We start from the raw sequence: 18,981 nt of genomic DNA on the forward strand, positions 1-18,981 counted from the left end.
ATGTCGCTGCCCTATCTTGTCCTTGCGATCGGCGCCGCCAATCCGCGGCATGCCGGAAAATCCAGCCTCAGATAGGAAGATCCATGACTTCGATGACCATAACCGGCCCGGCCGGCAGATGGCTTGTGCTGCTGTCGGTTTGTCTTGCCGCCATGACGATGCCGTTGAGCTTCACCGGTCCCGCCGTGGCGCTTTCCCGCATTGCCGCCGACCTCGGCGGCAGCCCGATCGAACTCAATTGGGTGACGAATGCCTTCATGCTGACCTTTGGCGCCAGTCTGATGGCGGCCGGAGCACTGGCCGACAACCATGGCCGCAAGCGGATCTTCCTCGCTGGCCTCGCCACTTATGTCCTTGCCGCGCTGGGTGCCACGATTGCGACCGATATCGTCTGGTTCGACATTTTCAGGGCTTTGCAAGGCATAGGCGGTGCTGCGGCCTTCGCCGGCGGCGCCTCTGCCCTTGCCCAGGAATTCGATGGCCAATTGCGGCTGCGCGCCTTCAGCTTTCTCGGCACCAGCTTCGGCATCGGCCTCGCCTTCGGCCCTGTTGCATCCGGCCTGCTCATCGACGCATTCGGCTGGCGCGCGATCTTCTTTCTGGTGGCGGTGCTCACGGTTGGGGCCGCATCCCTCGGCCTGCGCACCGTCACCGATTCGCGCGACCCGGATGCGGCCGGGCTCGACTGGGCGGGAGCTGGCACCTTCACCATCGCGCTCGCCGCGCTGACCTATGGCGTGCTGCAGGCACCGCAGAACGGCTGGACCGATCCCGTCGTCATCGCGCTTCTCGGCATGGCCGCCATCTGCTTTGTCGCTTTCGTCATTGTCGAGCGACGCGTGCACCGGCCGATGCTGGACCTGACCCTGTTTCGCTTCCCGCGTTTCGTCGGCGTCCAGTTCCTGGCCGCCGCGCCTGCCTACGCCTTTGTCGTCCTGCTCGTGCTCTTGCCAATCCGCTTCATCGGCATCGAGGGGATGAGCGAGATCAAGGCGGGGCAGTTGATGATCTGCCTTTCCGGGCCGCTGCTGATATTGCCGCTGCTTGCCGGCCAGTTGGCACGCTGGGTCGCTCCGGCCACTATCAGCGGTATCGGCCTGCTTGTCGCAGCCGCCGGCCTTGTCTGGCTCAGTCGCGTTCCCGCGGCGGACGGCGCGCTGATGGCCCCGCTGGTCCTGATCGGCATCGGCATCGCCTTGCCCTGGGGCCTGATGGACGGCCTTGCGGTCAGCGTCGTGCCGAAGGAGCGCGCCGGTATGGCGGTCGGCATCTTCAACACCACCCGCGTCGCTAGCGAGGGCGTGGCGCTGGCGATCGTCATGGCGGCGCTGTCGGGTTTCACCGCCACTGAGCTCGGCAATCAACGATTGGCTTCGCCCGCCTTGGCGGCTACGGCGGCGCAGTTGCTTGCAACCGGCAATATCGGCGAAACGACGCAACATCTGCCTACGGCTAACGCCACCGCTCTCATCCAGGCCTACGAGGCGGCTTTCGACCGGCTGCTCGTCGTGTTGGCGACAATCACCTTCCTCACCGCCATCGTCGTCTTCCTCGGCCTGCGTCGCGGATGGGCGCCGGAGCAAGATGTCGCGCCTCTCCCTGCCTGCCAGGAAGGCTAGCCGCCAGCAAAACCAGGTGCCTTTCAGTCGTCTTCGGCGGGCGACCTGTATCGTCACGGGAGGCGCGACCGCAACCGACCGGTCTGACGCGATACGACGTCATCAAGTTCGGCCAGGGTATAAAAAATACTTGACTAAGTTACTCATATTTGAGAGCGCGAGAGCGCAATAAAACGTGAGAATCGGAGACAAGTTAATGGGCGAGCGACCGACGGCGTGGCGGCCGGCCGCCGGTGGGTATCGGCAGGGCGACGTCAGGCGATCGCGAGGCTCGCGATCCGGTCGCCGTCCAGCTTGAAGGTCATGTCGCCTTCGCCGTTGAAGCCGTTGCCGGCCACCTTGATGCGCACATGGTAGACATCGCCCGACTGCGCAATGCGGACGATGCCGAGACGGGACTCCACGCCGATATTGTCCGTCTGGTTCCAGCGCGCGATCCCGTCGCGCCCGCGGAAGGAGCGGCCCCAATCGGTGAGCAAGGCGTCGGCCGTGAAGGTATCGAGAAAGGTCTCGGTGTCGCCGGCATTGGTGGCTTCGACAAAGCGGCGGATCGGCTCGGGCGTGGTCATCAATCGATCCGGTGCATCAGGTCGTCGTCCAGCCAGCGGCCGAAGAAATAGACGAGTTGCTTGTGCCACCACGGCCAGTCGTGGCTGACGTCGCCGCCCCAATAGTCGACCCAGGCCGAAATGGATTTGTCGCGTAGCACCTGCTCGAGTTCGCGCGTTTCGACAAGCATGCGCTCTTCCCAGGCGCCCTGCCCGCAGCAGAAGATCAGCCGCAGCGCCCTCAATCGGCCGAGCAGCCGCTGGTCGACGATACCCGGCAGATAATCGAGCGGCGAGTTGAAATAGATGCTGCCCTCCAGCGCCCGGCCGAAGAAGTCGCGGGTCGAATAGACGCCGGACAGCGAGATCACGCCGCTCGCAAGTTCCGGAAAGCGGAAGACGAAATTCGAGGAATGATAGCCGCCCATCGAGCAGCCGCAGAACAGCGGCTTTAACAGGCGTCCGCCATTGGCCTTTGCGGCAACCGACTGCAACTCCGGCAGCGCCTCCTCGCGCACATAGCGGAAATAGGCCTCGTGGCGGGCGATGCGGTGGATAGGATCGCCATGCTTGTCGAAGAAGGATTCCGAATCGATGCCGTCGAGCGTGAACAGCTGGATGCGGCCGGTGTCGATGAATTCGGCGAGCGCGCCGACGCCGCCCGAATCCTCGAATTGGTAGAAGCGCCCCTGCGAGGTCGGGAAGACCACCACCGGGCGCCCGGCATGGCCGTAGCGCTTGTATTCCATGTCGCGGCCGAGGTTGCGGGCATGACCCTTGTGATAGGAAACGTCCATCGCCTCACGCCTTTTCCGCGTGGATGTAGTCGACCGCCTGGCGCAACGCCTTCTGGTCCTTGGAACGCATCTGGTAGGCGTAGTTGCCCATGGCGCGGCTGAAAACCTCTTCGATGGCCTGGTGGTGCACGATCTTGTCGCCGTGGGCGGCTAGCACGTCCTCATGGCTGTGCAAATAGTCGATATGGCGTTTGCGGCTGGCATAGGCGGTGAAGTACTTGCCCTTGTAGGGGCCACCGGCCGCGTCCTTCACCACCATGTCGGCCCAGGCGGCGTAGACGTCGATGTCGAATGTATAATTGATGGCGTCCGTCATCCAGGCGCCTGGCGGGCGCATGTTGACCTCGAGCGCGATGATGCGCTTGTCCCTGGTCTCGAACAGCTCGATATGGAAGAAGCGCTCGCGCACGTCGAACGCTTTCAGGATCTTGCGGCCCGCCTCCTCGACCGCCGGGCTGATCTCCGGGAAGCAGGTGTAGCTCATGTGGCGGTCGTTGTTGACCGCGTCCATGATGCTCTGGTCGTAGCGATGGCTCGCCGCCAGCACCACTTCGCCATCGCGGTTGACGAGGCCGTCGAAGGTCACCACCAGCCCCTCGATGAACTGCTCCATGACGAAGGTCACGCCCTCGGGCTTGTCCTTGAAGAACTGGTCGAGCTCCCTGGCGTTGGAGATTTTGAACGTGTTCGAGGCGCCGGAGCCTGAATCCGGCTTCACCACCACCGGATAGCCGACGCGACGGATGAAGGTCATGGCCCCGGCGCGGTCGGAGCATTTGCGCTGTGGAATGGTTTCGACGCCGCTCTTGCGGAAGAAGGCGCGCATGCGGCTCTTGCGCTTCAAATTCTTCACGAAATCGAGCTTGGTGCCGAAAATATTGAAGTCAGTGCGGATGTTGGCCTCAAGCTCCAGCCAGTGCTCGTTGAGGGACTCGAAGCGGTCGATGCGGCCCCATTTGTGGATGAAATGTCCCATCGCCCGGAACACGGCATCGTAGTCTTCCATGTCCGCTACGCGGTAATATTCCGACAGTGCTGCCTTGAGCTTCCCACTCAGCGTCTCATAGGGCGCATCGCCGATGCCGAGCACGGTGGCTCCGGCCTTCTTCAGCCGGTCGCAGAAATCGGCGCCGTTGGCCGGAAAATGCGGCGAGAAGAACACGAAATTCATGCACTGCCTCCCCCTGAGATCAGGTCTCCGGGAACGAGTGTGGCGCATTTGCCTGGAGCGGGGAAGAGCCGCGCCGATGGCATGTCGCCCAAAAATGTGCAGCGGTTTTGGGAAAACGACATGCATGAAACCAAAGACTTAAAGCCGGACCCGGCACTTGCCTCCAGATGCCCGCTCCTGTAAGAGAGCCGACATGACCACGCGCACCCGCTCCGTCGCTTCTCCTCGCCCCGGCTTTGCCGGCGAGACCGTGCGCGCGCTTGCTTCGACCCTGCTTCTTCTCGGCCTTATCGGCGATCGCCGGGTTCGCTGAAGGAGCGCCCGGCGGTCGAAAACCGCCGCTCGAGGCGCATGCTCCTTGGCCAGATTGGCAAGTCACATCAAGCAAACGAAACTTTGGTAAAGGCGCCGCTCGGCACCAATCCGCCTGAGGCGGTCCCACGAGCCGCCGGGAGAAACGACGATGAACAGAAGAGAAGCAATCCGCGCCGGCGAGGCCGAAACGGGCGCGCAAGCGCCCGGGCACATGCCCGACGCCGCCCGCAAATATCAGCCCTATCCGACCGTCAACCTCGCCGATCGCACCTGGCCGTCCAAGGTCATCGAGAAGGCGCCGATCTGGTGCTCCGTCGACCTGCGCGACGGCAACCAGGCGCTGATCGACCCGATGGGCCACGAACGCAAGGCGCGCATGTTCGCGCTGCTGCTCGACATGGGTTTCAAGGAGATCGAGATCGGCTTTCCGTCGGCCTCGCAGACCGACTTCGATTTCGCCCGCTGGTGCATCGAGGAAGGCGGCGTGCCGAACGATGTGTCGCTGCAGGTGCTGGTGCAGTGCCGGCCCGAGCTGATCACGCGGACTTTCGATGCGCTGAAGGGCGCACACCGGCCGATCGTGCATTTCTACAACTCGACCAGCGAGCTGCAGCGCCGCGTCGTCTTCGAAAAGGACGTCGTCGGCATCAAGCGCATCGCCACCGACGCCGCCAAGATGATCACCGACATGGCGGCCAAGGCCGGCGGCGGCTATCGTTTCGAATATTCGCCGGAGAGCTTCACCGGCACCGAGCTCGAGGTCGCGCTGGAAATCTGCAACGCCGTCATCGAGATCGTGAAGCCGACGGCCGACAACAAGCTGATCATCAACCTGCCCTCGACGGTCGAGATGTCGACGCCCAACGTCTATGCCGACCGCATCGAATGGATGTGCCGCAATCTCGACAACCGCGACAAGCTGATCATCTCGCTGCACCCGCACAATGACCGCGGCACCGGCATCGCCACCACCGAGCTCGGCCTGATGGCGGGCGCCGACCGCGTCGAAGGAACGCTGTTCGGCAATGGCGAGCGCACCGGCAATGTCGACATCGTGACGCTCGCGCTCAACATGTACACGCAAGGCATCGATCCCGAGCTGGACTGCTCCGACATCAACCGGATGAAGGACGTCTACGAGTACTCGAACCAGCTGAAGATCCCGGAACGTCACCCTTATGTCGGCGAGCTGGTCTACACGGCGTTTTCCGGCTCGCATCAGGATGCCATCAACAAGGGCATGAAGGCGCTGCGCAAGGCCAACACGCCGCTTTGGGAGGTGCCCTATCTGCCGATCGATCCCGCCGATGTCGGCCGCACCTACGAGGCGATCATCCGCATCAACTCGCAGTCCGGCAAGGGCGGCATCGCCTATGTCCTGCAGGCCGACTACGGTCTCAACCTGCCGCGCAACCTGCAGATCGAATTCAGCCAGGATATCCAGGCGATCACCGATGCCGAGGGCAAGGAAGTGCCGGCCAGGCGCATCCACGAGCGCTTCCTCGAAGCCTATGTCGACCAGCCCGGCGCGCGGCTGAAATTCCTCGACCATCACACCTATCCCGACACCGAGGTGAAGGGACGGCGCGTGGTGGAGGCGGTTATTCTCGACAACGGCAAGGAAATGACGATCACCGGCACCGGCACCGGACCGATCGACGGCTTCGTCGATGCGCTTTCGCGCCATGTCGGCGTCGAGATGTCGGTGCTCGATTATTCCGAGCATTCCTTGCAGCGCGGCTCGAACGCCTCGGCCATCTCCTATGTCGAGATGGAATATCCGGGCGGCAAGCTATTCGGCGCCGGCATAAACACCAACATCGTCGCCGCCTCGCTCGAAGCCGTGGTTTCGGCCGCCAACCGCATCCTCGGCCGCAAGGCGGGCTGAACATTTGAGCCCGTGAACGCGGCGCGTCCGCCTGGCGCGCCGCGTTAAAACATGTGCGATTTTCTCGCCATTCGTTAACCGGCAGGGAAATTTGCGGTGGCTTACGCGATCGCATAACAGAAGCATTCTTGTGCGCCGGCGCGAGCGCTATATGATCACGTCCTAACCTGTGCCGACTTTGAAGGGTTCGACACTTGGAGCCTGCCACGCCTGCCGCCCCCGCAGTGCGCGAGACATTGGAGCGACTGCTTGCCAGCGAAACGTTCGGACGGTCCGAGCGTGCGCGTAGGCTATTACGCTATCTCGTGGAGCGCGAGCAGGCCGGCGAAGGCGACAGGCTGAAGGGCGTTTCCATCGCGATGGACGTCTTCGGCAAGGACGGCGACTTCGACTCTGCGACCGATGCGGTCGTCAGGGTCCAGGCCGGGCGGCTGCGCGAGCTTCTGGAGCATTATTTCGCCAATGAGGGCATCGCCGAGCCGGTGCGCATCGCAATCCCGCGTGGCGGCTATGTGCCTTCCTACGAGCTGAATGCCATCCGGCTGCCCGCCGAGGCCAAGCCTGCCGACAGCGGCCAGGCTGCTCCGCCATCGGCCGAGCAATTCGAGAATCGCGCGCCCGCCGGTACCTCGCCCGCCGATGCCATCCCGTCGACGGCGACACCCGCGGTCCCCGACACCGCCTCGTCGCTGACGCGCCAATTGCGGTTCTTCTGGGCCGCCATGGTGCTGGTCATCGCCATGCTGGGTGTCCTCGTCGTCCGTCAGGGCAACGCCTTTCTCCACGGCGACGACTCGGCCACGCCGGTCGAAACGGCGGGCGCGACCGGCAGCGTCGCTCCGCAAACATTCGACAGCTTGCCCTTGATCTACATGGCTATTAAGGCCGACGGACCCGGGGCCGCCCGTGTCGCCACCTCGCTTCGTGCCGGTCTCGCCGGCTTCGATACCATAGACTTCATCGGGCGCGACGCCGACGCTACGCGCGATAGTTCCGCCGATCCGGTCAGCTTCGTTTTCGACGTTATTCCCGGACCTGCCACCGGTGACGTCATGATCGAGTTGCAAAGCGTCGCGACGGGACGGGTTCTCCTGTCGCGCAACCTGACCCCAGCCGAAAGCGCGCCTGGCGTGGTCGAAAGCAATATCGCCAGCCTTCTGACTTCGACCGTGCCCGCTTCGGGCGCGATCTACAGCTACATCGATCAGAGCGACATCCAGACCAGCCAGATCGGATGTCTGGTGCTCGATGAGCGCTACTATCTCGACCAGAGCGCCAAGACGCACGAAGCCGCGTATCGCTGTCTGGAGAAGCTGGTTGGCGAGGGCACCAAATCATCGCTCGTCTACTCGGAACTCGCTTCGCTGCATCTGGAAGCTGTCACCAGCCACTATGCCTACCCGCCCGACGCGACGCTCGAAAAGGCCATGTCGTTCGCCCACCGCGCCGTTCAGATGGGGCCGATGAGCCCGCATGCGCATCGCGCCTATGGCTATCTCAGCTCGCGTCTCGGCAATACGGACGAAGCGATCCGCTGGATGCGCAAGGCCTATGAACTCAACCCTTACGATCTCGGCATGGCCGCCGCCTACGGCTACGGCCTGATCTTCGCCGGTAAATATCAGGAAGGTACTCCGATCCTCGGCCACGCTGTCGAAACATTCAGCGGTCACCCGACCTGGTGGGACTACGGCCTGTTTCTCGGAGCCTTGATGCAAGGCGACACCAAGCGAGCCGCAATTGCCAGCGAATCGCTGCGGACCACGGCATCAAAATCGCATTACCTGGCCGCACGCCTCATCGGCGCCAAGATTTCAGGCCGCGACAAGCTCGCGAGCCAGTTGGCCAACGAATTGACGGCCGAGTTCCCGAAATTCGCCGCAGATCCGCGCGCGACCTTTGTCGACAGGAAGTATCCCGCCGATCTCACCGATCGGCTTGTTCAGTCCTTGCACTCTGCGGGAATCGGCAACCCGAGTTGAACCGTCTCGGACCTGTCTCTGGCGCGCTGATCCCGAATTGGAATCGACAATTTTTGTCGCGCCGGCTCCGCTCGGCAAACCATATTAATTTAAGCCTTCTTCTGCGTTTGCTCGGCCATACACAGCCCGGTCGCGAAAATTTTACTGGCTATCGACTCGTTCGGAGAGCAATTCAGCCACAATCTTGAATTGCCGCCCGTCCTGTCTCGCAGCCAATAATTTTGATGCTTCCGTCCCTTCATGTCGCAGAAAGCGGTGCCGGCTTGAAGACGATTATCTTCCTGCATGGCTTCGGCGGCTGCCATTCGATCTGGCGCGACGTGATTGCCGCGTTGGCGCCGGCTGTGAGGGCATTGGCCTACGATCTGCCCGGTCACGGAGGCTCCCTGCAGTGCGAGTCGGCAGGCGCCAAGCAGGCGGCGCGGGCCATTCTGACGGATCTGGGCGCGCGCCGCCTGGGCAAGGTCCATGTCGTTGGCCATTCCATGGGCGGTGCGATCGCGGCATTGATGGCGCTGGCCGATCCCGAAAGGGTGGCCTCGCTGACCTTGCTGGCGCCCGGCGGCTTCGGCCCCGAGATCAACGGTCCGTTGGCGCGCCGCTATGCCGCCGCAGCCAATCGGGATGATATCCGTGCATGCCTTGCCGCCATGTCGGGGCCGAGGAGCGCGCCCCCAGAACATGTGGTGGAGGCGCTTTCGCTCATGCGCGAGCGGCCGGGCCAGTTGCAGACCCTTGTCGATACCGCGGCCGTGATGACCAGGGGTGACCGGCAAGGTGTCATCCCTGGCGAATGGCTGGCGACCTTGAGCATGCCGGTGATGGTGATTTGGGGAACGGACGATCCCGTCCTGCCCGTCGACCAGGCTGAAACCCTGCCGGCACATTTCCACCTGCACCATGTGCTGGAGGCCGGCCACATGCTGGCCGAGGAGGCACCCGACGTGATCGCGGAGGTCGTGCGCCGCAATATGCGGCGCCGCGGCAAAGGCCAACGGTCTGTATTCGGTGCGGCAGCAAGCTGACCCATCTCGCAGTGCATTTTGCCGGCGACTGTGTTAACTCGCTGTTTACCAACAGCGAGGCAGCTCCCATGAAGGATGCAGGCGACAAAGTCACCCCGATCGAGCCGTCACGGAAGCTCGCGGACGCGATCCGCGAGGTCAAGAACGCCTTTGCCGACCGCGACGACGTGGTGGTCGACATGCGCGAGGCACACCGCATGCGACTCGAACTTCTGGCCGCCGAGCTTGCGCCCGTCTTTGCCGGTGTGCCCACCGACATGGATAATTTCGACTTCGCCGTCTCCTCCGGCCTGCAGCCGCGGCTGTGGATCGATGCCGTCAGCCATGTCGCCATGGGACGGGATCGCCGCACCTTCCGCTTCCTCAAGGATACGCGCATCGGCCGCGTGGTGCTGGCCGAATCGATCGACATGAAGCCCGTCGCAGATGCCGTCACACGTTATGTGGCCGAGCGTGTCGTCGAGCGGCAACGGATGATGGAAGGCGCGGTCGAGAGCGCCGTGCCCGGACTGCATCGCGCCGAGGTCCAAGAAGCCGAGCCGCCGCTGCAATCCGCAACGCGCCGCAACGGCTGGACGACCTTCTTCGCCGGCCTTGGCCTGATCGCCGCCGGCGCCTTGGTGGGCCTGGCGGTATCGCTCGTGCTGTTCTGGGATCGCATCGCCCAGATGAAGATCAGCTTCTAGAGCAATTCCAGGAAAACTGTGAAACGGTTTTCCGTCCGGAATTGGCTCAGCTTCTGACCATTTCACGGGCCGTCATTGTCTCGGCACCCAGCTCGATCACCTGAAGATCTGATGGCGGCAGTGCCGGACCGGTCAGGCCGCGCCGTGTCAGGCGGATGCTCCACTTGCCCTTTTCCCCGTCGATTTCGAGCAGATTGTACTGAGCGGCGGGATGCTTGCCGCCCGGCGCCTGGCCGGCGGCGGCTACGCCGACCACCGGCACCTTGGCGCCGCGCGGGCCGATGGTGAACAGCGACGGCAGATGCGAGTGACCGTGCAGGACAAGCTCGGCGCCGTGCCGGCGAATGACCTTGTGGAAACGCGAGATGCCGAACAGCCGCTTATGCTGCGAAACCGCGCCGCGCACCGGCGGATGGTGGATCATGATGGCGCGAAACAGCCCCTGTTTGGCGGCGGCGTCGAGGATCTTGGCGAGCCGCTCCGCCTGGCCCTCCATGAAGAAGCCGTTGGCCATGAAGGGCGCCGTGGCCCGCGCAGTCGTGACGCCGATCAGCGCGACGTTGCCGCGTACGCGCAGATAGGGAAAGGAATTGCGGTCGACCGGACTGTCGACGCCGTCGCCCGTCATCCACGGCGCCCATGACCGGCAGACCTTGTCGAAGGCGCCGGGCACATAGGCATCGTGGTTGCCTGGCACGACCGACACGTCGTTCGGAGAACCAAGCGTCTCCAGCCAGTGCTTTGCCATCTCGATCTCGCCGTCGAGCGCCAGGTTGACGAGATCGCCGGTGACGGCGAGATGGTCGGGCGCGCTGGCCTTGATATCGGCGACGATGGTGTCGATGACCGCATCATGCATATGCCGGCGGCGGTTGCGCTGCCAGTTGACGTAGCCCAGCACGCGCTTGGACGCGAGATCGCGATAGGTTACATCGGGCAGCGGCCCCAGATGGACATCGGACATATGTGCGAGCCTGAGCATAGCCCCTTCTTAAGCGACCCCGTCCGGGCTTTCTACTCACCGTTTGCTGTTCGCCCGCGGATTGCCGGATGACAGGCTCACCCGACCTCGAGGAGACGTTCCGTCAGACCGGCTGGCCGGGACTGCGGGCGAGGCTGTTCCATCTCTATTTCCTGCTGCGGCGCCCGATGACGCTCGGCGTGCGTGGCCTCGTCTATGACCAGGTGTCCAATTCCGTCTTCCTCATCCGCCATACCTATGTTCCGGGCTGGCAACTGCCGGGCGGCGGCGTCGAGATGGGTGAGACGCTTATCGAGGCGCTGGCGCGGGAACTGGCGGAGGAAGGAAATATCGCCCTGACCGCCTCGCCGGTGCTGAAATCGATGCATTTCAACCGTCGCGCCAGCAGCCGTGACCATGTCGGCTTCTATCTGATCGAAGCCTTCAGCCAGACCGGGCCGAAGCAGCCCGACCATGAGATCGCCGAGGCGGCGTTCTTTCCGCTCGACCGTTTGCCGGAAGATACGACGCCCGCGACGCGACGGCGCATTGCCGAAATTTTCGGCGGCGAGCACGTTTCGGCTTACTGGTAGCTAGATGTGAGCTTTCAGGAAAAGTGCGCAGCGGTTTTCCGGTTCAGCGATTCTATCAAACACTGAACCGCGCTAAGCCGCCTTCCTGAACCTGCCGCGATCATGCGGCGCGGCATAGTCCAGCTCCGGCCCCACCGGAACGATTCCGGTCGGATTGATCGATTTGTGGCTGCCGTAATAATGCGCCTTGATGTGGTGCAGGTTGACCGTGCCTGAGACGCCGGGCACTTGGTAGAGATCGCGCAGATAGTTCGACAGGTTCGGATAGTCGGCGATGCGGCGCAGATTGCATTTGAAGTGGCCGACATAGACCGGATCGAAGCGGACCAGCGTGGTGAACAGTCTCCAGTCGGCCTCGGTGATGCGTTCGCCGACCAGATAGCGTTGCTTGGAAAGTCGCTCTTCGATCGTGTCGAGCGCTGAGAACAATTCGCCGAATGCTTCCTCGTAGGCGGATTGCGTGGTGGCGAAGCCGGCGCGATAGACGCCGTTGTTGATCGCCGGATAGACCAGCGCATTGATCTTGTCGATCTCCGCCCGCAGCGACGGGGGATAGAAATCGAGGCTCGCATCGCCCCATTCGTCGAAGGCGGAATTGAGCATCCGGATGATCTCGGAAGACTCGTTGTTGACGATCGTTTCCTGTTTTCTGTCCCACAGCACCGGCACGGACACCCGCCCCGAATAGGCGGGACCGGCCTTGGCATAAATCTGGTGCAGGTATTCGAGGCCGTAGAGCGTGTCGCCGGTGGCACCGTCCTCCGCCTCGAAGGTCCAGCCGTTCTCACCCATGAAGTGGTGCACCACGGAGACGGAGATGATGTCTTCCAGCTTCTTCAGAGAGCGGAAGATCAACGTCCGGTGCGCCCATGGGCAGGCGAGCGAAACGTAAAGATGATAGCGGCCGGGCTCTGCCTTGAAGGCGCGCTTTCGGCCTTCCGCCGGCGCGCCATCGCGCGTCACCCAGTCGCGCCATTGCGCTTCGGCCCGCACGAACCTTCCACCGGTGTCGGCGGTAACCGGCCGGTTCTGCCATCTGCCTTCAATCAGCAATCCCATGTGAAATCTCCCTGCGGATCCACAAGACATTTAGGCGCTTGGCAGGAATGTCGAAGCCCCCGGGCGCTGAACAGTTCGTCAAACGACGGACCAGTTCGTCCAACGACGAAGCAGATCGGCGGCGGCAAGAAAGGTGAAAAGCGCCGATTGCAGCCGGGAAGAATTGATGCTAGCGGAGGCGCCCATGTTCGACTTTGCCACGATCCGGTTCGACCGACGACGAAAGGGCGCCCGCGCTTGACGAAGCGTTGACTGGCGAACGCTGCCGCTTGCAGCAACCTTTCCTCGTATACCGGAACGCAAAGACCATGAGCCTTGCCGACGTGAAATACCTGCCGGAAACCCCGGCGCATGATCCTGAAATCGAAGCCATCAACGATGAGGCCTTCGGGCCTGGCCGTTTCGTGCTTGCCGCCTACAAGATCCGCGAATCCGGCGGACATGACCGCTCGATGTCCTTTGTCGCCGTCAAGGACGACACGGTGATCGCCTCGGTGCGCATGACGCGCGTTGCCGCCGGTGCGGGACGCGCCATGATGCTAGGCCCGCTTGCCGTGCGCCCCGCCTTCAAGAATCTCGGCATCGGCCGCCGGCTGGTCGCGATCGCTCTCGAAGCTGCGGCGAAGGCGGGCGCCCCGGCCGTGATGCTGGTCGGCGACGAGCCTTACTACGGGCCGCTCGGCTTCAAGCGCTTTCCGCGCGGCCAGATCATCATGCCGCGCCCGGTCGATCTCGACAGGCTTCTTCACCACGAAATCAAGCCCGGCGCGGTGGCCCGCTTTGTCGGCGAGGTCTGCCATGCGGACACAGCGCGCGTCGCGGACTTGGCTACGGCCGCGGTCCGGGCGCCGGCCAATCCGCAGGTCTCGGTCGATCCGGTCATTCAGGTTGCGCCCCAGCAGCGTGCTTCGTAGCATGACCTGAAATTCTCGGAGGATGCCCGCATGAACCCCAACGGCCAGATCGCGATCGTCACCGGCGGTGGCTCGGGCCTTGGCGAAGCGACGGCGCGCGCCCTTGCCGCCAAGGGCGCCAGGGTTGCGATACTCGATGTCGGCATCGCGCGCGCGGCCAAGGTTGCCGCCGATATCGGCGGCATCGCCGTTCAGTGCGATGTCAGCAGCGGCGACAGCGGTACCGCCGCCATTGCCGAGGTGGCGAAAAGGCTTGGCGAGCCGCGCATCCTAGTGAACTGCGCCGGCATCGCCATCGGCGTGAAGACGATCGGCAAGGATGGTCCGCACCCGCTCGACCAGTACCGCAAGGTGATCGAGATCAACCTGATCGGAACTTTCAACATGATCCGCCTCGTCGCCGATCGGGCGGCGAAACTCGACCCGCTCGATGGCGGCGAGCGCGGCGTCATCGTCAACACGGCATCGGTCGCCGCCTATGACGGCCAGATTGGCCAGGCGGCCTATTCGGCATCCAAGGGCGGCGTCGTCGGCATGACGCTGCCTGTGGCGCGCGACCTTGCGCGCTCCGGCATCCGCGTCTGCACCATCGCCCCTGGCATCTTCAAGACGCCGATGATGGCCGGCATGCCGCAGGAGGTGCAGGATTCGCTCGGCGCCTCGGTGCCCTTCCCACCCCGTCTCGGCGAGCCCTCGGAATATGCGGCGCTGGCGCTGCACATCATCGAGAACCAGATGCTGAACGGCGAGACGATCCGCCTCGATGGTGCGATCCGCATGGCGCCGAAATAGAAGGCAATGACCACCTCGCAGGCAGGCGCCACCCCCAAGGCAGGACCGCTGGCTGGCCTGACGGTGATCGAGATGGCGGGTCTCGGCCCGGTGCCGCTCGCAGTCTTGATGCTGTCGGAAATGGGCGCCGAGGTGCTGCGCATCGAGCGGGCGGACGCCCGGGAGCCGCTTCTGTCCTTGCCGGAAGCCTATGACCTCGACCGCCATGGACGCTCCATCCTCAAGCTCGACCTGAAACGTCCGGATGGCTCGGAGCTTCTGCTGCGCCTCGCCGAAAAGGCCGACATCCTCGTCGAGGGCTTTCGCCCGGGCGTCATGGAAAGGCTGGGCCTCGGACCCGACGTCGTGTTCGAACGCAATTCGGCGCTGATCTATGGCCGCCTGACGGGCTTCGGCCAGGACGGGCCGCTTGCGCCCCGCGCTGGCCATGACATCACCTATCTCGCCTATGCCGGCCTCTTGCATGCTATCGGCAGGCAGGGAACGCCGCCCGCGCCGCCGCTCAACCTCGTCGCCGACCAGGGTGGCGGCGCCATGATGTTGATCACCGGCGTGCTGGCCGCTCTCTTCCAGCGCTCGCGCACCGGCAAGGGCCAGGTGATCGACGCCGCGATGGTCGAGGGCGCATCGATGCTCGCGGCTCCTATCCATGCCTTCATGGCGGCAGGCATCTGGAACGACCGGCGTGGCGAAAACTTGCTCGACACCGGGGCGCCCTTCTACGACACCTATGAGACCGCGGACGGCCGGCATGTCGCCGTCGGCTGCCTCGAGCCGCAATTCTTTGCCGAGTTCGCCGAACTTCTGCCGCTCGACCGGCGTTTTATCGGCAGCCAATATGACAGGACATCGTGGCCCGAGATGCGCGCCGCCATCGCGGTGAGGATCAGACAGAAGACGCGCGACGAATGGGTCGATATCTTTGGCCAGACCGATGCCTGCGTCGCGCCGGTCCTGTCGCTGAGCGAGGCCAGGGGCCATCCGCAGAGCCGTGCCCGGCAAAGTTTTGCGAGATCAGGCGAGTTGGAACGCCCGGCGCCGGCGCCGCGCTTCTCGAACGCCCCGCCGAGGCTTGCGGCGGCACCGACCGTCACCGATCGCCAGCCCGCCGATGTGCTGGCACGCTTCGGCATAAGTGAAAGTGAAATCGAAGCCCTTGTCAGGTCCGGCCTGTTTGGCCAATAAACCGGAGAGCATAGATCAACTTATTGCGGTGAGCGCTTTGACCGAGAACAGGAAGGATGTCATCCGCGAGACCGACGCCGAAGCCGTCAGGCTGGCGAAGACGCTGATTCGATCGGCCCGTTTCGGCGCGCTGGCGGTGATCGAGCCTGGCACCGGCGCGCCGCTGGCAAGCCGGGTCGGCGTGGCGACCGACATCGACGGCGCGCCGCTGATCCTGGTCTCGATGCTGTCCGCGCATACGGGCGCGCTTCTCGCCGACCCGCGTTGCTCGCTGCTGCTCGGCGAACCCGGCAAGGGCGATCCGCTCGCGCATCCGCGCATCACGCTTGTGTGCCGGGCACTGCGGCTGGAGCGTGGCTCGGCCGAGCACGTCCGCGCCGAACGGCGCTACCTCAACCGCAATCCGAAGGCAAAGCTTTACGCCGGGCTTGGCGACTTCTCGATATTCCGGCTCGAGCCTGAACGCGCCAGTCTCAATGGCGGGTTCGGCAAGGCATATCTTCTGGATCGCGCCGACCTGATCACCGGCGGCGCGATCGTCGATGAGCTTGCTGCCAGTGAACAGTCGGCGCTGGACCATATGAACACCGACCATCGCGATGCGCTTTGCATCTATGCGCGCCATTTCGGCGGGGCCGACGGCGATGGCTGGATCGCCACGGGTTTCGATCCCGACGGCATGGACCTGGCTTGTGCGGACGCCGTCTGCAGGGTCTTCTTCCCTCAACCCCTCGGCGCCGCCAGCGAGTTGCGGTCCGTGCTGGTCGAGATGGCAAAGACCGGACGCGCCGCCGGCAAGGCATAGTAGCGAAAGTTAATCGTTGCAGATCGAAAGCAACTCTTGAGATTTAGATAAAATGATCTACCCTTTGTTGCAGCGCTGATTCAGCGGCGCTTTCTGACCTGAACACTATGGAATCAGCCGCCATTGCCCCCATGGCGGCTGGATGAGCCAGAAAACATGGGGCATCTATGATCTCGAGCAAGCTAGTCGCCAACGCCGAATCGGCTGCTGCGTTTCTGACGCTCATGGGCAATGAAAAGCGGCTTCTGATCGTCAGCTATCTGATCGACGGCGAAATGTCCGTCGGTGCCATCGCCGATAAAGTCCAGTTGAGCCAGTCCGCTTTGTCGCAGCATCTGGCCAAGCTGAGAGCGCTCGATCTCGTCGAGACGCGCCGCGATCGCCAGATGATCTATTATTCCTGCAAGTCCGACGCGGTGCGCGAGTTGCTTCGTATGCTGGAAGGCATCTTCGGCGACGGCGATCTGTCCCAGATGGCCTATCGGTTGCGCCGCGCCGGGGGTTGACCCGCGCTATCCAAAGCCCCTTACCTCGCTGACGATCGTTCGCCGGCGAGGTCTGCATGAACTTCATTCCCATCGACGACCCGCAGGATCCGCGTGTCGCCGCCTATCTCGACATTCGCGAGCGCGATCTCGTCGGCCGCCGCGGGCGCTTCGTCGCGGAAGGCAAGGTGGTGCTGGATCTTCTGTTGTCGGCCGGACGCTTCACCGCTGAATCGGCCCTCATTCTGGAAAACAGGCTGGCGGGCATGGAGGACGTGTTGCGCAAGGCGCCGGCGGACTTCCCGATCTATGTCGCCGGCGGCGAGGTCATGGACCGGATCGCCGGTTTCCACATGCATCGCGGAATATTGGCGATCGGCGTTCGGGGCGCTCTTCGATCGAAGGAGATTTTGCTCGAAACCTTGCCGGCAAGCGCGCTTGTCGTGGTTCTGGTCGGCATATCCAATCACGACAATATGGGCTCGATCTTCCGCAACGCCGCGGCCTTTGGCGCGGACGCCGTGCTTGTCGATTCCACCTGCTGCGATCCGCTCTATCGCAAGGCGATCCGTGTTTCGGTCGGCGCGGCGCTGAAGGTTCCCTTCGCCTCCTTCGGCGACACCACGAGCCTGATTGCAACGCTCGACGGGCTGGGCTTCAGCCAGTTCGCGCTCTCGCCGCGCGGCCAAACGGACATCCGGGCCGCGGAAAGAACTTCACGGCTGGCGCTGTATCTCGGCACGGAAGGCGAAGGCCTGCCCGAAACCTTGCTCAACCGTCTGCGGACGGTACGGATCGGCATGGCGGAGGGATTCGACAGCCTCAACGTCGCCGCCGCTTCAGCCATCGCCTTGCATCACTTCTCGAAACGATAGCAGCGCGCCGACCAAAACCCTCCGGTGGGCCTTCGGCTCAGCTGGTCGAGCTTGTCTTCTGCAAGGCCCTTACACGATCCGCGAGGCTGATGCCGCGCTCGCCGGCATCCTGTCGCCCGTCGCGAGAAGCCGCCAAGGCCTTGGCAATCGGCGAATCCGGCCCGTCCAGCTTCATCGTCAGGTTGACGACCTCGGCGGCCAGTTCGTTCATCTGCTCGCGAAGCGCTGCACCGGCACGGCGCATGTCGGCTGCCTGTTCGGGCTTTGCCGTTTCGAACGCGGCAAGATCGGTCTTGAGCCGCTTGTTCTCGTGAGCGAGCGCCGCCAGCCTCGCCTCCAGCCGCTCCCGATCGCCTTCGAGCTTGGCGATGGCCTTGTCGATGCCCTCGCCGGCCTGGTGCGTTCCGCCGTTTGCCGTGAGGCCTTGCTTTGGGCGTTCGCGTATCCGGGCAAGCTCCTTCTCGCGCCTGTCGAGCTTCTCCTCGCGATCGGCAAGGGTCGCAAGCAGCCGCTCGACCTTCTTGTCCAGCTCGGCTGCGCGCTTCTTTTCCACCTTGAGCGTGTCCCTGGCCGCTTTACCTTCAGCGGCGAGCTCCTGATTGCGCCGGTCCGCTTCCTTGCGCTGGCTGCGCAGCACCGCAATGTCGTTGGCGAGCTTGTCCAGTTCCGATTCGCGGGCCACGAGCTCTATCTGGCGATTGCTGGAAGAGAAGCTGGCATCGTCGTACATCTGCTCCAGCTTTTGCAGCTCCAGCGTGCGCTTCTCCAGGGAGCGCTCCGTCTGCGCCAGTTTTTCCGACAAATTGTGCAGTTCTTCCTCGCGCTGCCTGAGCTCCGCGTTCTTGGCCTGCAGGTCGGAAAGCGCCTGGTTCTTGTCCTTCGTCTCGACCGCCAATCCCTTCAGGGCCTCACGCCCGCGGCCGATCTCGACCAGTTGCTCGGCCGTCTTCTCCTTGAGGCTCTTGATGTTCATCTCGAGCCGGCGCGTGGTCATGGCGAATTCGGCGCGGACCCGGTCCTTTTCAGCCAGGATCTCGGCGGGCGTCAGCGGCATCGAGGCCTCGAGGCGCCTGCGCGTCAGCACGACGGCCCGCCGCCACACGGCCGGCGCGATCAGCGAGATCAGAAAGACGGCGCAGAGGAAGCCGAGTGCGAAGAACAGGATCGACTGGACCAAGGTGGACTACCCGATATACGAGGCGGCAACCCGCCAATGCCCGACTGTGCCACCTTGGCATGGCGGAAATCCAGCGCCGCGACAAGTGCATGCCGCGGCGCCGT

Annotated in this window: 18 protein-coding genes; 12 read left to right on the forward strand and 6 right to left on the reverse strand. The window is 63.7% G+C overall.

Annotation, left to right across the window (positions count from 1 at the left end; all coding sequences use genetic code 11):
- Positions 1-83: 83 nt before the first annotated feature.
- On the forward strand, positions 84-1,619 hold the full coding sequence (locus P9236_RS09570) for an MFS transporter (RefSeq protein WP_278074375.1): 1,536 nt from the start codon (positions 84-86) through the stop codon (positions 1,617-1,619).
- Positions 1,620-1,873: 254 nt separating this feature from the next.
- On the opposite strand, the gene P9236_RS09575 is transcribed toward P9236_RS09570, so the two are convergent.
- Genes P9236_RS09575 through P9236_RS09585 form a run of 3 tightly spaced genes read right to left on the reverse strand, consistent with a single transcriptional unit; the run spans position 1,874 to position 4,135 of the window.
- Positions 1,874-2,188 carry a nuclear transport factor 2 family protein gene (locus P9236_RS09575; RefSeq protein WP_278074376.1) on the reverse strand — a complete coding sequence of 105 codons (315 nt, stop codon included), beginning with the start codon at positions 2,186-2,188 and terminating at the stop codon, positions 1,874-1,876.
- Positions 2,188-2,964, reverse strand: a complete 777-nt coding sequence (locus tag P9236_RS09580) for a hypothetical protein (protein WP_278074377.1) — start codon at positions 2,962-2,964, stop codon at positions 2,188-2,190. Before P9236_RS09580 ends, P9236_RS09575 begins: the two co-directional genes overlap by 1 nt.
- A gap of 4 nt (positions 2,965-2,968) precedes the next feature.
- Positions 2,969-4,135 carry an ATP-grasp domain-containing protein gene (locus P9236_RS09585; RefSeq protein ID WP_278074378.1) on the reverse strand — a complete coding sequence of 389 codons (1,167 nt, stop codon included), beginning with the start codon at positions 4,133-4,135 and terminating at the stop codon, positions 2,969-2,971.
- Positions 4,136-4,661: 526 nt separating this feature from the next.
- On the opposite strand from P9236_RS09585, the gene leuA reads away from it, so the two are divergent.
- From leuA to P9236_RS09605, 4 genes are all read left to right on the forward strand, one after another.
- Positions 4,662-6,338, forward strand: a complete 1,677-nt coding sequence (gene leuA, locus P9236_RS09590) for a 2-isopropylmalate synthase (protein ID WP_278074667.1) — start codon at positions 4,662-4,664, stop codon at positions 6,336-6,338.
- Positions 6,339-6,532: 194 nt separating this feature from the next.
- Complete coding sequence (locus P9236_RS09595; RefSeq protein ID WP_278074379.1) at positions 6,533-8,320, forward strand: tetratricopeptide repeat protein; 1,788 nt, start codon at positions 6,533-6,535, stop codon at positions 8,318-8,320.
- Positions 8,321-8,544: 224 nt separating this feature from the next.
- Complete coding sequence (locus P9236_RS09600; RefSeq protein WP_278074380.1) at positions 8,545-9,345, forward strand: alpha/beta fold hydrolase; 801 nt, start codon at positions 8,545-8,547, stop codon at positions 9,343-9,345.
- 68 nt (positions 9,346-9,413) lie between these two features.
- Positions 9,414-10,031 (forward strand): hypothetical protein, encoded by a 618-nt coding sequence (locus tag P9236_RS09605; protein WP_278074381.1) that lies wholly within the window; start codon positions 9,414-9,416, stop codon positions 10,029-10,031.
- 46 nt (positions 10,032-10,077) lie between these two features.
- On the opposite strand, the gene P9236_RS09610 is transcribed toward P9236_RS09605, so the two are convergent.
- Positions 10,078-11,013 carry a metallophosphoesterase gene (locus P9236_RS09610; protein WP_278074382.1) on the reverse strand — a complete coding sequence of 312 codons (936 nt, stop codon included), beginning with the start codon at positions 11,011-11,013 and terminating at the stop codon, positions 10,078-10,080.
- 68 nt (positions 11,014-11,081) lie between these two features.
- Here P9236_RS09610 and P9236_RS09615 point away from each other — a divergent pair, with 68 nt between their 5' ends.
- Positions 11,082-11,585, forward strand: a complete 504-nt coding sequence (locus P9236_RS09615; RefSeq protein ID WP_278074383.1) for an NUDIX domain-containing protein — start codon at positions 11,082-11,084, stop codon at positions 11,583-11,585.
- 72 nt (positions 11,586-11,657) lie between these two features.
- Here the strand turns inward: P9236_RS09615 and P9236_RS09620 are convergent, their stop codons facing one another.
- Positions 11,658-12,644 carry a glutathione S-transferase family protein gene (locus P9236_RS09620; protein ID WP_278074384.1) on the reverse strand — a complete coding sequence of 329 codons (987 nt, stop codon included), beginning with the start codon at positions 12,642-12,644 and terminating at the stop codon, positions 11,658-11,660.
- 308 nt (positions 12,645-12,952) lie between these two features.
- Here P9236_RS09620 and P9236_RS09625 point away from each other — a divergent pair, with 308 nt between their 5' ends.
- The 6 genes from P9236_RS09625 to P9236_RS09650 all read left to right on the forward strand — a co-directional run bounded on the left by P9236_RS09625 (position 12,953) and on the right by P9236_RS09650 (position 17,700).
- On the forward strand, positions 12,953-13,558 hold the full coding sequence (locus P9236_RS09625; protein WP_278074385.1) for an N-acetyltransferase: 606 nt from the start codon (positions 12,953-12,955) through the stop codon (positions 13,556-13,558).
- A 30-nt stretch (positions 13,559-13,588) separates the two neighbouring features.
- Positions 13,589-14,350 (forward strand): 3-hydroxyacyl-CoA dehydrogenase, encoded by a 762-nt coding sequence (locus tag P9236_RS09630; protein WP_278074386.1) that lies wholly within the window; start codon positions 13,589-13,591, stop codon positions 14,348-14,350.
- 6 nt (positions 14,351-14,356) lie between these two features.
- Entirely contained in the window at positions 14,357-15,535 is a 1,179-nt protein-coding gene (locus tag P9236_RS09635; protein ID WP_278074387.1) for a CaiB/BaiF CoA-transferase family protein, read from the forward strand.
- Between the two features lie 37 nt (positions 15,536-15,572).
- Entirely contained in the window at positions 15,573-16,340 is a 768-nt protein-coding gene (locus P9236_RS09640; RefSeq protein WP_278074388.1) for a HugZ family protein, read from the forward strand.
- A 167-nt stretch (positions 16,341-16,507) separates the two neighbouring features.
- Positions 16,508-16,846 carry a metalloregulator ArsR/SmtB family transcription factor gene (locus tag P9236_RS09645; protein ID WP_278074389.1) on the forward strand — a complete coding sequence of 113 codons (339 nt, stop codon included), beginning with the start codon at positions 16,508-16,510 and terminating at the stop codon, positions 16,844-16,846.
- 56 nt (positions 16,847-16,902) lie between these two features.
- Complete coding sequence (locus tag P9236_RS09650) at positions 16,903-17,700, forward strand: RNA methyltransferase (protein WP_278074390.1); 798 nt, start codon at positions 16,903-16,905, stop codon at positions 17,698-17,700.
- A 37-nt stretch (positions 17,701-17,737) separates the two neighbouring features.
- Here P9236_RS09650 and P9236_RS09655 read toward each other — a convergent pair whose 3' ends face one another.
- A complete protein-coding gene (locus tag P9236_RS09655; RefSeq protein ID WP_278074391.1) occupies positions 17,738-18,877 on the reverse strand; it encodes a hypothetical protein in 1,140 nt (379 codons plus the stop codon).
- Positions 18,878-18,981 lie beyond the last annotated feature (104 nt).

The sequence above is a fragment of the Mesorhizobium sp. WSM4884 genome (assembly GCF_029625675.1).
Lineage (GTDB): Bacteria > Pseudomonadota > Alphaproteobacteria > Rhizobiales > Rhizobiaceae > Mesorhizobium.

Coding starts and splice junctions, on each gene's coding strand:
- P9236_RS09570 (WP_278074375.1), top strand. CDS start 84: ATGACTTCGATGACCATAACCGGCCCGGCCGGCAGATGGCTTGTGCTG.
- P9236_RS09575 (WP_278074376.1), bottom strand. CDS start 2,188: ATGACCACGCCCGAGCCGATCCGCCGCTTTGTCGAAGCCACCAATGCC.
- P9236_RS09580 (WP_278074377.1), bottom strand. CDS start 2,964: ATGGACGTTTCCTATCACAAGGGTCATGCCCGCAACCTCGGCCGCGAC.
- P9236_RS09585 (WP_278074378.1), bottom strand. CDS start 4,135: ATGAATTTCGTGTTCTTCTCGCCGCATTTTCCGGCCAACGGCGCCGAT.
- leuA (WP_278074667.1), top strand. CDS start 4,662: ATGCCCGACGCCGCCCGCAAATATCAGCCCTATCCGACCGTCAACCTC.
- P9236_RS09600 (WP_278074380.1), top strand. CDS start 8,545: ATGCTTCCGTCCCTTCATGTCGCAGAAAGCGGTGCCGGCTTGAAGACG.
- P9236_RS09605 (WP_278074381.1), top strand. CDS start 9,414: ATGAAGGATGCAGGCGACAAAGTCACCCCGATCGAGCCGTCACGGAAG.
- P9236_RS09610 (WP_278074382.1), bottom strand. CDS start 11,013: ATGCTCAGGCTCGCACATATGTCCGATGTCCATCTGGGGCCGCTGCCC.
- P9236_RS09615 (WP_278074383.1), top strand. CDS start 11,082: ATGACAGGCTCACCCGACCTCGAGGAGACGTTCCGTCAGACCGGCTGG.
- P9236_RS09620 (WP_278074384.1), bottom strand. CDS start 12,644: ATGGGATTGCTGATTGAAGGCAGATGGCAGAACCGGCCGGTTACCGCC.
- P9236_RS09625 (WP_278074385.1), top strand. CDS start 12,953: ATGAGCCTTGCCGACGTGAAATACCTGCCGGAAACCCCGGCGCATGAT.
- P9236_RS09630 (WP_278074386.1), top strand. CDS start 13,589: ATGAACCCCAACGGCCAGATCGCGATCGTCACCGGCGGTGGCTCGGGC.
- P9236_RS09635 (WP_278074387.1), top strand. CDS start 14,357: ATGACCACCTCGCAGGCAGGCGCCACCCCCAAGGCAGGACCGCTGGCT.
- P9236_RS09645 (WP_278074389.1), top strand. CDS start 16,508: ATGATCTCGAGCAAGCTAGTCGCCAACGCCGAATCGGCTGCTGCGTTT.
- P9236_RS09650 (WP_278074390.1), top strand. CDS start 16,903: ATGAACTTCATTCCCATCGACGACCCGCAGGATCCGCGTGTCGCCGCC.